Origin of the sequence: Streptococcus parasanguinis, assembly GCF_032163505.1 — a bacterium.
Taxonomy (GTDB): Bacteria; Bacillota; Bacilli; order Lactobacillales; family Streptococcaceae; genus Streptococcus; species Streptococcus parasanguinis_V.
Map to the genome: position 1 here is coordinate 1,135,334 of NZ_CP134147.1, position 14,476 is coordinate 1,149,809.

Annotated in this window: 18 protein-coding genes; 2 read left to right on the forward strand and 16 right to left on the reverse strand. The window is 39.6% G+C overall.

Features of this window, described 5'->3' with window-relative positions:
- Positions 1-99 precede the first annotated feature (99 nt).
- The 16 genes from RIN70_RS05835 to RIN70_RS05910 form a co-directional block, all read right to left on the reverse strand.
- Complete coding sequence (locus tag RIN70_RS05835; protein WP_061590599.1) at positions 100-1,023, reverse strand: aspartate carbamoyltransferase catalytic subunit; 924 nt, start codon at positions 1,021-1,023, stop codon at positions 100-102.
- A gap of 46 nt (positions 1,024-1,069) precedes the next feature.
- Positions 1,070-1,588, reverse strand: a complete 519-nt coding sequence (pyrR, locus tag RIN70_RS05840; RefSeq protein ID WP_003001719.1) for a bifunctional pyr operon transcriptional regulator/uracil phosphoribosyltransferase PyrR — start codon at positions 1,586-1,588, stop codon at positions 1,070-1,072.
- 259 nt (positions 1,589-1,847) lie between these two features.
- Positions 1,848-2,486 (reverse strand): Pr6Pr family membrane protein, encoded by a 639-nt coding sequence (locus RIN70_RS05845; protein WP_129824599.1) that lies wholly within the window; start codon positions 2,484-2,486, stop codon positions 1,848-1,850.
- A 44-nt stretch (positions 2,487-2,530) separates the two neighbouring features.
- Positions 2,531-2,866: a zinc ribbon domain-containing protein YjdM gene (locus RIN70_RS05850; protein ID WP_003016288.1), complete on the reverse strand. Its 336-nt coding sequence runs from the start codon at positions 2,864-2,866 to the stop codon at positions 2,531-2,533.
- A gap of 128 nt (positions 2,867-2,994) precedes the next feature.
- Positions 2,995-3,747 (reverse strand): HAD family hydrolase, encoded by a 753-nt coding sequence (locus RIN70_RS05855; RefSeq protein WP_129824598.1) that lies wholly within the window; start codon positions 3,745-3,747, stop codon positions 2,995-2,997.
- Positions 3,722-4,126 carry a PaaI family thioesterase gene (locus tag RIN70_RS05860; RefSeq protein ID WP_049507390.1) on the reverse strand — a complete coding sequence of 135 codons (405 nt, stop codon included), beginning with the start codon at positions 4,124-4,126 and terminating at the stop codon, positions 3,722-3,724. The genes RIN70_RS05855 and RIN70_RS05860 overlap by 26 nt, the downstream gene beginning before the upstream one ends.
- 83 nt (positions 4,127-4,209) lie before the next feature.
- Positions 4,210-5,307, reverse strand: a complete 1,098-nt coding sequence (locus RIN70_RS05865; RefSeq protein ID WP_129824597.1) for a hypothetical protein — start codon at positions 5,305-5,307, stop codon at positions 4,210-4,212.
- Between the two features lie 3 nt (positions 5,308-5,310).
- Positions 5,311-6,015 carry an ATP-binding cassette domain-containing protein gene (locus RIN70_RS05870; RefSeq protein WP_049471799.1) on the reverse strand — a complete coding sequence of 235 codons (705 nt, stop codon included), beginning with the start codon at positions 6,013-6,015 and terminating at the stop codon, positions 5,311-5,313.
- A complete protein-coding gene (locus RIN70_RS05875) occupies positions 6,012-6,152 on the reverse strand; it encodes a hypothetical protein (protein ID WP_003001697.1) in 141 nt (46 codons plus the stop codon). The genes RIN70_RS05870 and RIN70_RS05875 overlap by 4 nt, the downstream gene beginning before the upstream one ends.
- A 154-nt stretch (positions 6,153-6,306) precedes the next feature.
- Positions 6,307-6,774, reverse strand: a complete 468-nt coding sequence (locus tag RIN70_RS05880; protein ID WP_173020169.1) for an 8-oxo-dGTP diphosphatase — start codon at positions 6,772-6,774, stop codon at positions 6,307-6,309.
- A gap of 123 nt (positions 6,775-6,897) precedes the next feature.
- Complete coding sequence (locus RIN70_RS05885) at positions 6,898-7,461, reverse strand: hypothetical protein (RefSeq protein WP_049493087.1); 564 nt, start codon at positions 7,459-7,461, stop codon at positions 6,898-6,900.
- A 30-nt stretch (positions 7,462-7,491) separates the two neighbouring features.
- Positions 7,492-8,115, reverse strand: a complete 624-nt coding sequence (locus RIN70_RS05890; RefSeq protein ID WP_129824596.1) for an NAD(P)H-dependent oxidoreductase — start codon at positions 8,113-8,115, stop codon at positions 7,492-7,494.
- Positions 8,116-8,128: 13 nt separating this feature from the next.
- The gene (gene uvrB, locus RIN70_RS05895) at positions 8,129-10,117 is read right to left on the reverse strand and encodes an excinuclease ABC subunit UvrB (protein WP_313790436.1); all 1,989 of its coding nucleotides are present in this window, start codon (positions 10,115-10,117) and stop codon (positions 8,129-8,131) included.
- Positions 10,118-10,379: 262 nt separating this feature from the next.
- On the reverse strand, positions 10,380-11,069 hold the full coding sequence (locus RIN70_RS05900) for a hypothetical protein (RefSeq protein WP_061590608.1): 690 nt from the start codon (positions 11,067-11,069) through the stop codon (positions 10,380-10,382).
- On the reverse strand, positions 11,050-11,862 hold the full coding sequence (locus RIN70_RS05905) for a hypothetical protein (protein ID WP_129269287.1): 813 nt from the start codon (positions 11,860-11,862) through the stop codon (positions 11,050-11,052). Before RIN70_RS05905 ends, RIN70_RS05900 begins: the two co-directional genes overlap by 20 nt.
- 1 nt (position 11,863) lies before the next feature.
- The gene (locus tag RIN70_RS05910; protein WP_049493101.1) at positions 11,864-12,574 is read right to left on the reverse strand and encodes an ABC transporter ATP-binding protein; all 711 of its coding nucleotides are present in this window, start codon (positions 12,572-12,574) and stop codon (positions 11,864-11,866) included.
- 158 nt (positions 12,575-12,732) lie between these two features.
- Here RIN70_RS05910 and RIN70_RS05915 point away from each other — a divergent pair, with 158 nt between their 5' ends.
- Both RIN70_RS05915 and RIN70_RS05920 read left to right on the forward strand, forming a co-directional pair.
- Entirely contained in the window at positions 12,733-13,404 is a 672-nt protein-coding gene (locus RIN70_RS05915) for a response regulator transcription factor (RefSeq protein ID WP_031575109.1), read from the forward strand.
- Positions 13,389-14,465, forward strand: a complete 1,077-nt coding sequence (locus RIN70_RS05920; protein ID WP_049493105.1) for a sensor histidine kinase — start codon at positions 13,389-13,391, stop codon at positions 14,463-14,465. Before RIN70_RS05915 ends, RIN70_RS05920 begins: the two co-directional genes overlap by 16 nt.
- Positions 14,466-14,476: the final 11 nt, after the last annotated feature.

The following is a 14,476-nucleotide window of genomic DNA, read 5'->3' on the forward strand; positions in this document are numbered from 1 at the left end:
ATCCAATTTTATCATAGTTCCTCAAAAAAAGGAAAGTCAGATTCCATGTAGCTGTCTACTCTGTCCTCTTCCTTTCCTTTCAATGAATTGTCAGTTATCTTATTTTGCACCGCGACCTTTAAGGACGGCTTCAATGATGGCCATACGGACAAAGACACCGTTGGTCATTTGTTCTACGATGCGTGATTTAGGAGCTTCTACCAAGTGGTCCGCAATTTCAACGTCACGGTTGACTGGTGCTGGGTGCATCAAGATCGCTGTATCTTTCATACGGTCATAACGTTCTTGAGTCAAACCATGAAGACGGTGGTAGTTTTCTTTAGAGAAGAGTGATTCGTAATCATGACGTTCGTGTTGCACACGCAAGAACATCATCACATCTACTTCTTCAATGACTTCATCGATAGTGACGAAGGTTCCATAGTCTTCAAATTCCGCACTTCTCCATTCGTCTGGACCTGCAAAGTAGAGGGTTGCTCCCAAACGTTTCAAGATTTGCATATTTGATTTTGCCACACGTGAGTGATCCAAGTCCCCAGCGATACAAACTTTCAAGCCATCAAAGTGACCGAATTCTTGGTAGATGGTCATCAAATCAAGCAAGCTTTGGCTTGGGTGTTGACCTGAACCGTCCCCACCGTTGACGATAGAGGCTGTGATCGTTGGGCTTTCAACCAATTCTTTGTAGTAGTCCACTTCAGGGTGACGGATGACGCAGACATCTACACCAAGAGCTGACATGGTCAAGATGGTATCGTAAAGTGTTTCCCCTTTGTTCACAGAACTTGTCTTCACATCAAAGTCAAGGAGATCACATCCCAATTTCAACTCTGCCACTTCAAAGGCTTTGTGGGTACGAGTTGAAGGTTCAAAGAAAAGGTTTGAGATGATGTGTTGGTCTTCGTAGGTTGCTTTAGCTCCGTTTTTGAACTCAATCCCACGTTTGATCAATGCCATTACTTCTTCATTGGTAAGAGTTTCCATTGAGACAAGGTTTTTAAGAGCGATTTGATTTTCAGACATGTTGATTCTCCTTTTATAATGTGAATGCAAATAGTTTACAATTTGTTTAAGCTTCTTTGATGAGGACGCGGTCTTGACCGTCTAGCTCCACCATCTCGACAATGATTTCCTCTGACTTACTTGTCGGGATATTTTTCCCAACAAAGTCCGGACGAATCGGCAACTCCCGATGCCCACGGTCGACGAGAACCGCAAGACTCACTCGAGCAGGACGACCGTGACTGACCAGATTGTCAATGGCAGCGCGAATCGTGCGACCTGTATAGAGGACATCATCGATCAAAATGACTTCTCTATGAGCGATATCAACTGGTAAGACCGTCGTATCCTCAGTCGCCTTCATGTCATCTCGGAAAGGCTTGGTATCTAGTTCTGCTACAGGGACATCGATTTGTTCCAGCTGAGAGAGGCGTTCTTGGATCCGGCGAGCGATGTAAACACCACGCGTCTTGATCCCCACCAGCACAATCTGGCTCAAATCTTTGTTTCGTTCAATGATTTCGTAGGTGATCCGGGTAATGGCCCGTTTCATCGTCAAATCATCAACGACTTCTTTGGTTTTCATTCAGTCCTCCTTAGTTGTAAAAGAAAAACCTCCTTTTTCAAGGAGGTTCAGCAAATGGATGGTCTAAGAGGATAGAGTCTCGCTCTATGGTCCTAGCCATTGTTTTTCACAGTCTCCTTGCCTGCCTCACGGGACAGGATTAAAGGATTTATTTAATTGAGATAACTATATCACAGTTTCAAACGACATGCAAGAAAAAACTCAACATTTTTCAAAAAAATTTAAAAATATTTCTTTTCGTCCGAATAACGTTCGGCTTTTACTCAGAAACAGCCGATTTTCGCTTGATATTTTTGATCCCATAGAGCACATAGCCAGCCAAGAGATAGGCGATAAAAATGATCACCACCCATTTGCCAACAAAGGCCCAGCCGTATTTATTAACATTGATAAAGAAATAGGCAAAGGGACTATCTTTTGCACCTGGAATTGGCCACTTCAAGACCAATCCATTGAGAAGGGCAAAGAGCATGTAAGCCAGGGGAATCGAGGTCCAAAGGAAGGGATCGAGCTTACGGTATTGCTTGGCTTTATCAATCACTAGAGTATCAAAGAAGAACATCAAAGGAACGATGTAATGACAGAGGAAGTTTTCCAAACGATAAAACTTCTCTGGTGTCGCAATAGGCGCCAACATAAAGTGGTAGATGACACAGGTGATCATAATGGACATGGTAACTGCGCCTTTCATACGAAGGTAGCCCTGAGTCTGGGTCGAACGACCTCGAACCATGCGCCAAACCATGTCTCCCATAAAGAACATGACCAACATGTTAGATAAAATGGTGTAATAGAGCATCATGCCAAAGCCACCATGCTTGGTCAGTTGCAGATAAACACCGAGTACACTTAAGATAAACAATAGAAAACGATAGCTAAATAATAGTTTGAATTTCATAGTATCCTCCTGAAAGAAAAGGGGCTAGGCCCTTCTTTTTATCTTTAGATTTTCTTCACAAATTCTGATTTGAGTTTCATTGCACCAAAGCCATCAATCTTACAATCGATGTTGTGGTCTCCTTCCACGATACGGATATTTTTCACGCGCGTACCTTGTTTCAAATCTTTCGGTGCACCCTTCACTTTCAAATCTTTGATCAAGGTCACTGTATCGCCATCAGCCAATTTGTTTCCGTTGGCATCAATCGCTACGACACCCTCTTCTTCTTCGACCTCAGCTGGGTTCCATTCATACGCACACTCTGGGCACACCAAGAGCGCTCCATCTTCATAGACGTATTCAGAGTTACATTTTGGACAGTTTGGTAAGTTATTCATTTTTATCTCCTTATTCAAATTAACTTTCATAGTATACCATGAAAGCGAAAATTTGACAAATCCTGCTCGACTGTAGCATTTTCATAAAAAAAGGAGGCGACTTGGCCTCCCTACTTAGATGATATTTTTCAATCTTCCTGCAATTCTTGAATATCTCGAATCACGCGCACGCCTGCTTGATTCTTCTCGCGCAGTTCAGCATCAGAGTATGGGAAGGTATTGATCAAGACACTCTCCATCCCGATACTTTGGGCAACAGCGACATCTGTCGTAAAGTCATTCCCCACCATGACCGTTTTCTCAGAGTTCAACTGGTGTTCTTTCATCACTTCCAAGAGAAACTCTGGCTGAGGTTTGCGAATACCTGCATCAGATGACAAGTAAATGGCATGGAAAAGCTCTCTCAAACCAACCAAATCAATCTCCGGATTGGTAAAATCTGCTTGGGCATTGGATAAGAGAAAGATTCGGCAACCTGCAGCTTTCATATCCTCTAATACTTCTTTCGTATGAGGATAAAGCTCCAACCGCTTGCGAGAAAGGACACGGAAAGTCCGCGAAATCAAACGTCCCCACTCTTTGAGGTGGACAACACTATTCCCGCTTGGATGGCCTTCTAAATACAATTGCACAAAGATAACCGTCAGATCAATCTCAGGGTAGGCAACTTGTTTTTCCTTAGCCAAGTCTTCTTCTGCTTGTTGCACCAACTCTCTATAACGCAGTCGCAAGCCTTCTCCTGTGTAGCTTGCCCCGTAGGATTGGTAGATCTGAGCCATGGTATCCCATAAAATGGGACTCGACTCATCCGTTTCGATGTCGACCAAGGTTCCATAAAAATCAAAAATATAGTTTTTAAATGCGTACTTGTGCGGATTCATCTCTCACTCCCGTAACAAACATCGTAAAGGTTGCCTTGCAGACATTGGCCCCGTCTTGATTGGTAATATCGACATCCACAACTCGAGTCGTCCGTCCACTGTGGACACATTCGCCATGGATCGTGAGGACATCCCCCAGACGCCCTGCTTTTAAGTAATTGATCGAGGATTGCAAGGTCACCCCATCGACCCCTTGAGAAACCACGACTAAACCACTGATCTGATCACACAGGGTAAAGAGATAGCCTCCATGCGCATTTCCATAATAATTGAGCGAGGATTCCACGACCTTGGTTGTCACCACTACATGGCCATCTCTCATCTTTTCGATTTCATAATTTTCAAATGCAGCAATTGCATCAAAGTGAAAATCTTTCATATACTTGCCACCTTTTCTAGCATCTTTTCAACTCCTCTATCATACTACAATTAAGAAGCAGATACAAGCAAAGGGGCAATTCCTTAGAAGCAGAAAAGGAGACTCCAACTAAGTAAGAAGACGATACTAGGCACAATATATTTTCTTGGGTGCTTCCAACATTCTCTCTTTAAATTCCATTTTCTTAAAGGGAAATAGATTTCAATCAGTAAGTGCAAAACAGCTTCCACTACTGCTAGAATCATCACTCCTAGTAAAAATAGGATCCCCAAGTCAGGCATGACCACCATTTTTAATAACAGAGCAACAAATAGATTCACAGATAGGAAATAGGTCAGCAATACACGGTAATACATCAGGTAGAAGAACAGACTCTTAGGAAGAGACTTAACATGATCAATCAAATCTTTATCAGCGGAAATGAGAGTGGTTAATGGCGTATTGACAGAAGCAATCGTTAACAGGATGATGATTTTTAAAGGAGCCTCATAATCCTGTATCAGAATGAGAAGGAGGAAGATGAGAGTAAAGACAAAATTGATGGAAAAATAGCGCTCTTGAAATAAGGAAATCCAAAAATAATTGCCACTTTTTCTCTTTGCGACAAGCAACTGATCATTTTTTGAAATCGCGATTAAGTCCTCATTTTTAAAAATAAAGATAGTAACGAAGGCTGAAAGTAAGATCATATAGGACACTTGTTGAATCCATAAAGAAGATGCTGTAAGAACAGTCGTTACAAAAATGAGCACTCCTCCTAGAAGACTTGGCCTGGTATTGAACTGGATAAAGATATAAAACACACTCAATACCACCAGTAAAGAAAGGAGGACCAGCTTAAAGGATTGTAGCAGGTCTAACCTGACTCCTAAAAAGAGGATCAATAACAGCACGCGCTCTAGTAAATTGAGAAGAAAGGTTACCGTCAGAAAAGACCCTTTAAAACGATTGAGAGACAAAGGAAGCTGGTAGTAGGCCTGGACCCTGTCCATCGAAAAGTAGGAATACAGCAATTGAAAGGTTGATAGAGCAGTAACAATAGCCGTACTGATCAACAAGACTTGAAAGCTCGTAGAAAATTTTGCCCCAACAAGATAGTAATAAAGAGCAAAGGCTAAGGAAGTCAAGAACAAGAAGAGCCGATTTTTGGATACCACATCTCTAAAAATTGCTAGTAGCATGTTCTACCCCCTCTGACGATTGACGTCATGAAACCAATCTTCTAAATTCGATTCAATCGCGTCTAGGTGACCATCTTCAATATAATAAGCTGTATCACAGACCCGAACGATACTCTCTGCGATATGCGAACTCATCAGAATAGAGCCTTCTTCTTTATACTGCAATAGCAAACCATATAGAAATTCTGTCGCATCAAAATCAAGGCCATCAAATGGTTCGTCCAAAATAAGGAGGGTAGGTTTGAGATAAAAAGCTGTGATCAAGAAGACTTTCTTCTTATTTCCCGTTGACAAACTACCAATGTCTGTGTTGAGAAACTCTTCAAAATGAAAGCCTGAGATCAGGTCCTGCAATAACGTTTCATCTCTCTTTCGATGATACAAACGACAGACAAAATTAAAATAATGAACAAAATCCCAGTTTAAAAAACTATTGTTTTCAGTAAAAACTGTATAGGTACGGCTCTTATAGAAATTCGTATGAAAAGAGGTCGCCTTGTCTTCTATGGTAACAGTCTCAACTGCATACTGCCGATGATCAAAGACACTACTTAAAGCTTTTAGCAAGGTTGTCTTCCCAGCTCCATTTCGACCAATCAACCCCACTACAGAATGATTGGGTACAAGCAAATTCGTGTCTTTTATAACGGGCTTGTCTTTTTTATACCAAACGTTTAGCCCCCTTATGTTTAAACACTCACTCTTCATCGACGCACTCCTTTATAAAGGTAAGAAGCCCCAACTAAAAGCAACAGCAAAGCGTATAACCATTCCTTTTGAAAGGCAAAGACTAAGGCACCGATCAAGAAGCAAATTCCTATTAGAATTCTAAATTGTAATTTCATATCTTGCCTTCTTTCTATTCACAGTATGAAAGATTACAATTGTATTTTATGCTTATACTATAGTACTTTTTCTGAGCAGATTCAAGCACGAATGAAATATTCTTTCTTCTTTTACCTTTCAAGCAAAAAAAGCTAGATCCCTCTAGCCCTTTGCTTAAAATCTTAATTTTTCCCAATCATCGTCTGTTCGTTTACGATAATAGTACTCGGACAAATCTGGGTCTTCCATCACTTCCAGCAGAGGAAGCATATCGTAGGATAAATCCAACTTTTCTAATTGATCCTTCTCAACCCAATAAACTTCTCCTTCTTCAGACGATCTTAGCTGGCCTGTAAATTCTGTCGCTTTGTAGCAAAAGACGATGTAGCGGCCGCCCTCATCTTGTGGCCAGTCTTTGACTGCGACCAGTTTTGGATTTGTAATTGTAAGTCCTGTCTCTTCGTAGATTTCACGAATGACGGATTCTACAAGGCTTTCTCCTTCTTCGATATGGCCACCTGGAAAAGCATAGCCAGCCCAGTGAGTCTTTTCAGGTGAGCGGTATTGGAGGACTACTTTCCCATTTTCAAGATCTTCGACCATGCAAAGATTGCACAGTATAGTAGGCGTTGTACGTGACATATATTTCCTTTCTATCATGTAATTCATTCATCAAAATAAACTTTTTTCTTTATCTCCTTATTCATCACAAAGGGATTCACCAACTCATGGTATTCATCAAAAATATCCAAAAGAAAGCCTCTCTCAAAGACAATGGTCTTCTTTTTTATCGAATTTTCCGACCTTATTTCTCTTATTTTTCCTCAATTTTATTATGAATAAGATCAAGGCCGCTAGAATGAAGAAGATCGCATAGGTCACGATAGGAAACCAGATGTATTTCAGATTCAAGGTGTAAAGTGCTGGAATATAATCTCCCATACGTCGTCCTTTGATCCCAAACCCAATATGCACAACAGACGTAATTGCATTCACGTACAAAAAGACGGTTGCGAAAAATTCAATGGAAGCTCGGTCTTCTTTCTGCACTCGAAAGACATTAAAATATAATCCATTCAGCAATAAATATAGATTCATAAATAAGGGAAATAGATAATTAAAATCACGGTAAGTCCTTGGGATTAGATGATTGTCAAAAAGAAAGACACCTAGGGTAGCTCCCATTGACAAAAACATGATAAAATCCAAAAGCATACCAATACCTGAATGCTTTTCAAGCCACAGGTTTAAGCGAACTAACCAGCTTCTTTTACTCTTTATTTTATTTTGATGGTTGACCTTCTTTACAGTATTTTTCTTCTGCTTCATTAACCTCATTTCCTAACGTTAAGGATTTACTCAGAGTTTTTTCATTTCTGCTGCTACCTTTTGGAGATGGTGTTCCCGCATGCTAGCGGTGTTCACATCCCGGCCGACTTCTCCCAAGATACAGACGCGCTTGGTTTTGATCCCACAGTGGTTCAAGACGGCATTCTTCAAAACAGAGATACCATAACTATCCGGAATGTTGAGAGGACCTGAAAAGATCTTGTACCACCAAGTAGGCGCCATGGAGGTCGCATATATACTAGCTGTTTTCCCTTTGAGCAACTTCTTGAATTGCTTGCCTCTGAGGTAATTCCAGATAAAGCTGCCCTGATCATTAGCCGAGTAAGCAATCCCAGGTGTGAAGACCCGATCAATCCAACCTTTCATGAGGCTCGGCATACTGCTCCACCAGATGGGATAGACAAAGATCAGGTGGTCCGCCCACTGGATCCATTCTTGAGAACGAAGGATAAAGGAATCTTCCTCCATCCGCTTTCGGTAACCATAGCGAAGGACCGGATCAAAGTCCTCTTCATTGAGACTGATCACTTGGAGCTCGTGGCGATTTGAGTCAATAGTTTCGACAATGGTTTGAAAAATAGCCTGACAGTAACTTTCCTTATCCGGGTGTCCATTGATGACTAAAATTTTCATACTTCCCCTCCGCTTAATCCAAAGCCTTGACTTCCAACATCCTATCGCGGATTTGCGCTGCCAGCTCGAAATCAAGCACTTCGACTGCTTCTTGCATTTGACCTTGCAGTTTCTTGACTAGTTCCTTGCGCTCTTGGCGGTTGAGACTGGTAATATCCACTTCCTTGTCCTCTTCCTTGGCCACCGCCTTGGTAACAGAGATCAGGTCACGGATTTCCTTCTTGATGGTTTGTGGAACAATGCCATGTTCTTCATTATAAGCCATCTGGATTTTCCGACGGCGAGCTGTTTCATCAATGGCTTTTTGCATAGACTGGGTCATGGTGTCCGCATACATGATGACGTGACCCTCACTATTACGGGCAGCACGACCGATGGTCTGGATAAGCCCACGTTCATTACGGAGGAAGCCTTCCTTATCCGCATCGAGAATAGCAACCAGACTGACTTCAGGTACGTCAATCCCTTCACGAAGGAGGTTGATACCGACCAAGACATCAAAAACGCCCAAACGCAAATCACGGATGATTTCTGTCCGCTCCAAGGTCTTAATGTCCGAGTGCATGTATTTGACCTTGACCCCCATTTCCTTGAAGTAATCGGTCAAGTCTTCCGCCATCTTCTTGGTCAGGGTGGTAACAAACGTCCGCTCTCCCCGTTCTACACGCACATTGATTTCACCCAAGAGATCGTCCATTTGACCCATGGTCGGACGCACTTCCACCTCAGGATCGAGTAGACCTGTCGGACGAATGATCTGCTCGATGACAGTATCCGTTTGTTCCATCTCATAATCACCCGGTGTCGCAGATACATAAACAATCTGGTGGACATGGCTTTCAAACTCCTCACGACGCAGTGGCCGGTTATCTAAGGCTGACGGCAAACGGAAACCATAGTTGACTAGCATTTCCTTGCGCGAGCGGTCTCCATTGTACATGCCCTTGATCTGTCCCATGGTCATGTGACTTTCATCGATCATAATGAGGAAATCTTCTGGGAAGAAGTCAAGAAGGGTGTAAGGAGGCTCTCCTTCACTCCGGCCATCCATGTGACGAGAGTAGTTTTCAACCCCATTGGTGTAGCCCATCTCCCGCAGCATTTCAATATCATACTCGGTCCGTTGTTTTAGACGCTGAGCTTCCAAGAGCTTGCCTTCTTTTTCAAAAACCTTTAACTGCTCTTCAAGTTCCGCTTGAATCTTGGCAATAGCTACTTCCATATGGTCGTCATTGGTCACGAAGTGAGTGGCTGGGAAAATAGCCAAGTGGTCCACATCTCCCAGAACTTGTCCCGTCAGAGCTTCAATCTCACGAATCCGCTCAATCTCGTCCCCGAAAAACTCCACCCGGAAGGCATGTTCATCACGCGAAGCTGGGAAAATCTCCACCACGTCCCCACGAACACGGAATTTCCCCCGTTGAAAGTCAATGTCATTGCGCTCAAACTGGATGTCCACCAGGTCATTGAGCAGTTTATCACGAGAAATCTCCAGACCCGGGCGTAAGCTGACCACGCTATCGGCATATTCCTTAGGCGAACCCAAACCATAGATACAAGAGACAGAGGCCACAACAATCACATCGTTACGCTCCAACAAAGCTGATGTTGCGGAGTGACGAAGCTTGTCAATCTCATCATTGACAGAGCTATCTTTTTCGATATAAGTATCGCTCGATGGCACATAGGCTTCTGGCTGGTAGTAATCATAGTATGAGACGAAGTACTCAACCGCATTCTCTGGAAAGAATTCCTTGAACTCTCCATAGAGCTGGCCCGCTAGCGTTTTATTGTGGGCGATAACCAGGGTCGGTTTATTGACTTGGGCAATAACCTGGCTCATAGTATAGGTCTTCCCCGTACCAGTCGCTCCCATCAGGATTTGCGCCTTCTCGCCACCCTCGATGTTATCCACCAACTGTTCAATGGCCTGCGGTTGATCCCCAGACGGTTGGTATTTGGATACTAGTTTAAATTTGTTATCAGTTACTCGATTAATCATCTCTTTGTCCTCACATATATAGACCTTATTTTACCATAAATCACTAGAATTCTCTGAGATGAGGAATGAAAGGGAAAACAACATATTACAAAATAATTAATTGGACACGCATTAGAGTGAAAACTAAACAAGACTCTCGCAATTACTTCGAAAGTCTTGTCTTTTATTCTAAAACAATGCAATACGTAATAAACTTCAGTGTCCATGATATACAAAATTAGCAAGGTTTGCTCATCGGTATCATTTTTACGAAATCAATTTACTACTTAACTTCTTGATTCCTTATCAAAAGGTAAAGAGTGGCTCCAAGTGAAAACACCAATTCCATAGCATAAACACATAGTTGCAAATAGGAAGCTCTCCCTAGTATTGTATCCGCAATAATATTGTAAAATAGATAACTAGTCATTGGTTCCACTACTCTTTCTATGAAAGGTTGTACCAAAATAGGAAATAGCAGCAAAATAGCTAAACTCCCCATTGGACTTTTGAAAAAATAACTTAAGAAGTAAGAAATCAAAAAATATTGGATGGAGCCAATCAAATAGAAACTGAAAAGTTCTAAACTGACACCATTTTCGCTACTAAAAAAATGAAACCATATAAGTAGTACAATGAAATTTAAGGTTGATTGGAGTACTACATCACATAATTCTACGAACAGGATCCGAATTGAACTTAAGATCCTTTTTCCACTTACCAAATAAACCAGTTTTGTTTCGTGTGATTGTAACTCAACAAATGCATTAACACACCCAATACCAACAGAGAGCATTGACGCAAAAACAAGAGCTTGCTTTATAGATAATTGTACAACAGTATCATTGATTGAAACTGGTAAAACACCTAAGAGACACACAAAACCTATCAAAAGTGACTGTATAGCTATCTGGTACTTTACGGGTTTTAAACTATATTTTTTGACGATAAGACTAAAAAATATTCTTGCCATTCTTCCTCCTCATTCGAATCATTTCTACAAGCATTATGAATACCAAGAACAAGATTCCTTCTACTACTAAAAGTGTAAATCCATATAATTGGCTCGTTTGAATCCCTTCAATTCGGCCAAAAGCAAATGACTTTGCTCCAATCAAAGGCAAGAGATTTTCTATTTTAGAAGAAATTCCTCTTAGAATACCTGATAAAGTGATTACCAATAACAAAACGTCTGCAATTAATGAAGTCATTGATTTTTTCGTTACTATTACGAAAAGTAAAGCTAATAAAGTAAGAACGATTGCAAATATCATAACTCTTACCGTGACATCTAAGAACAATGTAAATTCTAAATAATTCTTTAAAGTTGAATCTAGAAAAATGAGTAAGATAATAGCATTTACTATAGATAATACTAAAGTAGAAAGTATCGATAAAACAACCGAACTTGCAATAAACCCAGTAAGACGAACTTTCCAGTTTGGGATCAATAACTGAGTAAAATTATCATCACCAAATTGGTAATGGGTTGAATAAACAAGTGAAACTAAGATTGGTAAGAAAATAACACTTGCTTGGTAGGGTGAGGATAAGAGAGCATCTCTGACTGTATAGACTGGATTCGATGATAGCATAGATGGATCAAGGTTAACAGCCTGTCCATTTCCTTCTACTAAAGCATTTATCACCTGGATATTTTGAATTGAAAAAAATATGCTGACTCCCAAAATAAGAAAAAAAGTGAATTTAAAAGTAGCTAAACTACAATATTTATAGAGGTCACTAAAAAAGGAACGTTTCAACATATTATTCACCTTCTTTCCCTTCGAGCGCCTTAAAATATGCTTCCTCAAAAGATCCAAACTGTTTCAAAATATCTTTTGTAGGAGCATCAATAACAATTTTCCCATTAGAAATACCAACTAGATGATCTACAGTTAATTCTAACTCACTCATATAATGACTGGTCATTAAGACAGTTTTACCTTCATTGACAAAAGACTGCAAAAAATTGCGTACCCAGCGTATACCCTCTGGATCTAGTCCATTGATTGGTTCATCTAAAATTAAGATATCAGGATTTGCTAATAAGGCTGTTGCTAACCCAAGACGTTGCTTCATTCCTAACGAATAATCTTTTACTTTTTTATTTTTAGCTTCACTTAACCCCACCAACTCTAAACATTCGTTGCACCTATTTCTGTCAACGCCACAAGCCAAGCCAATCCACCGAAGATGCTGAAATCCTGTTCTTGTCGGATAAGGTTGGCAACTATCGAGGAATGATCCAACAATACCAAAAGGATTATCTCCCAATTGAGAGTATTTTTTGCCATTGATCAACGCCATTCCCATTTGACTATTTTCTAAACCAAGTAAAATTCTAATTAAAGTTGATTTTCCAGATCCATTCGGTCCAATCAATCCAGTAATCTCACCTTTCTTGGCTTTGAAAGACACGTTTTGAAGGACAATTTTACTATTATATTCCTTATGTAGCTTTTGAATTGTTATCATTCATTCTTTTTCCCTTCTGATTTTTAGTTAAATTCCACCTTCACTTGAAGCAAGTATAACAGGAGAAAATCAGGAAATTCTCAGAATAATTATTTTTTTCATTTTCAACAAATTACATTCTATATTTGCTATAATATGCTCATATAATTGGAGGAACTATGAAGTATAAAATTTTAGCCATTGACGATGATGAAAAAATCTTACGATTAATAGCGAATACATTAAAAGCGAACAACTTTCACGTGGAAACTCGTAAAAATATAGAGGAGATCAATATATGTGACTTTACTGGATTCGATCTAATTTTACTTGACGTCATGATGCCTATTTCTGGTTTAGAAATCTGTCGTTCCATTCGTTCACAAATTACTACTCCAATTCTATTTCTAACCGCTAAAGATTTTGAAGAAGATTTACTAAAAGGAATACAAGCCGGAGCCGATGATTACATCACAAAACCATTCAGCATAAAGGAATTGATTGCAAGAATTCAAATGCATCTTCGTAGGGAAGAAAGATCTCACAACGCCTCTAAAGAAGAGATGGATTCAAATATAACTTTTTATCGAGATAGTCAAGAAGTTTATTATCAATCGAAGAGAATTTCATTAACCAAGCGAGAGTTTGATTTACTTTATCTTTTAGCAAAAAATGAGAACCGAATATTTAGCATAGAAGAACTTTACAATTACCTCTATCCTGTAGACTCTGATGCACAACTACGATCCATTACTGAATACATCTATCAAATCAGACAAAAATTTAAGATTCATCAAATTGATCCAATCAAAACAGTATGGGGAGGAGGATACAAATGGAAAAAGAATTGACAATCAAGCAACTCATTAAGCGTACCTACCTTAAAATCATTTGGCAATTTCTTCTATGTCTGATACTTTTTTACATAGTTCCAGCTCTTCTATCTTCTGTGTCTGGAATTAATGAGAAAAATGCCAATCACTTTGCTTTATTTTTTAGCGTCAGTTCTTGGATTTATCTTTGCATCATTTTAATTTTTATCATTGTAATAAATATTAGACGGTTATTAACCAAGATTCAAACAGAAATGAACATGGTTTATCATAGTGGTCTATATTTCACAAAAAATGAACATCACCATTTGCAGATTAAAGAATTCATTGAAACAAACGATCTGATCGAAAAAATGCAATCTGAAATAAAAAATAGAATTCAAAATGAAAAAGATCAAAAAAAAGAACTCATGTTTCAAGTATCTAGCGCTGCACATGATCTTCGTAGCCCTCTAACTGTCATCAGAGGAAATGCCGAATTCTTACAATCCACCGAGCAAACACCTCAAACAATGGAATGTCTAAAAGATCTGGAGCAAGCAAGTATTCAATTAAATGATTATTTTAACCACTTCATCCAATACTCCAAAACTTTTTATGACCATGATATTCAACTTGAAAACATATCAATTCAACAAGTAACTCATCAATTGAAGGAACAGATCACTCCTTTACTCCCGAGAAATACACAATTTGTTTTTTCAAATACAGTAACTCCATCAACACAAATTGCCATTCATTCCAATTTATTTTTTCGAGCAATCACAAATATTATTAATAATGCAATACAACATCAAAAAGATAATGATGCAAAGATCCAGCTAACAATGTCACAAGAAAAAAATCGATTAGTTCTAACCATATGGAATAATCAATCTACTTTTTCAAAAAATGTATTACAACATGCTGGAAATCTTTTCTATAAAGAGGACCAAGCAAGAACACCCTCTCAAGAAAGTCACTTTGGACTTGGTTTATCTTTCGTGAAACGCGTCATGAAACTTCATAATGGAACTATGCATTTAGAAAATACTCATAATGGTGCACAAGTCAAGCTAATCATTCCCATTATTATATAGAAAAAGCCGAA

Bases quoted from the DNA above. Each gene is read 5' to 3' on its own strand.
- RIN70_RS05835 (WP_061590599.1), bottom strand. From the start codon at position 1,023: ATGTCTGAAAATCAAATCGCTCTTAAAAACCTTGTCTCAATGGAAACT.
- pyrR (WP_003001719.1), bottom strand. From the start codon at position 1,588: ATGAAAACCAAAGAAGTCGTTGATGATTTGACGATGAAACGGGCCATT.
- RIN70_RS05845 (WP_129824599.1), bottom strand. From the start codon at position 2,486: ATGAAATTCAAACTATTATTTAGCTATCGTTTTCTATTGTTTATCTTA.
- RIN70_RS05850 (WP_003016288.1), bottom strand. From the start codon at position 2,866: ATGAATAACTTACCAAACTGTCCAAAATGTAACTCTGAATACGTCTAT.
- RIN70_RS05855 (WP_129824598.1), bottom strand. From the start codon at position 3,747: ATGAATCCGCACAAGTACGCATTTAAAAACTATATTTTTGATTTTTAT.
- RIN70_RS05860 (WP_049507390.1), bottom strand. From the start codon at position 4,126: ATGAAAGATTTTCACTTTGATGCAATTGCTGCATTTGAAAATTATGAA.
- RIN70_RS05865 (WP_129824597.1), bottom strand. From the start codon at position 5,307: ATGCTACTAGCAATTTTTAGAGATGTGGTATCCAAAAATCGGCTCTTC.
- RIN70_RS05870 (WP_049471799.1), bottom strand. From the start codon at position 6,015: ATGAAGAGTGAGTGTTTAAACATAAGGGGGCTAAACGTTTGGTATAAA.
- RIN70_RS05875 (WP_003001697.1), bottom strand. From the start codon at position 6,152: ATGAAATTACAATTTAGAATTCTAATAGGAATTTGCTTCTTGATCGGT.
- RIN70_RS05880 (WP_173020169.1), bottom strand. From the start codon at position 6,774: ATGTCACGTACAACGCCTACTATACTGTGCAATCTTTGCATGGTCGAA.
- RIN70_RS05885 (WP_049493087.1), bottom strand. From the start codon at position 7,461: ATGAAGCAGAAGAAAAATACTGTAAAGAAGGTCAACCATCAAAATAAA.
- RIN70_RS05890 (WP_129824596.1), bottom strand. From the start codon at position 8,115: ATGAAAATTTTAGTCATCAATGGACACCCGGATAAGGAAAGTTACTGT.
- uvrB (WP_313790436.1), bottom strand. From the start codon at position 10,117: ATGATTAATCGAGTAACTGATAACAAATTTAAACTAGTATCCAAATAC.
- RIN70_RS05900 (WP_061590608.1), bottom strand. From the start codon at position 11,069: ATGGCAAGAATATTTTTTAGTCTTATCGTCAAAAAATATAGTTTAAAA.
- RIN70_RS05905 (WP_129269287.1), bottom strand. From the start codon at position 11,862: ATGTTGAAACGTTCCTTTTTTAGTGACCTCTATAAATATTGTAGTTTA.
- RIN70_RS05910 (WP_049493101.1), bottom strand. From the start codon at position 12,574: ATGATAACAATTCAAAAGCTACATAAGGAATATAATAGTAAAATTGTC.
- RIN70_RS05915 (WP_031575109.1), top strand. From the start codon at position 12,733: ATGAAGTATAAAATTTTAGCCATTGACGATGATGAAAAAATCTTACGA.
- RIN70_RS05920 (WP_049493105.1), top strand. From the start codon at position 13,389: ATGGAAAAAGAATTGACAATCAAGCAACTCATTAAGCGTACCTACCTT.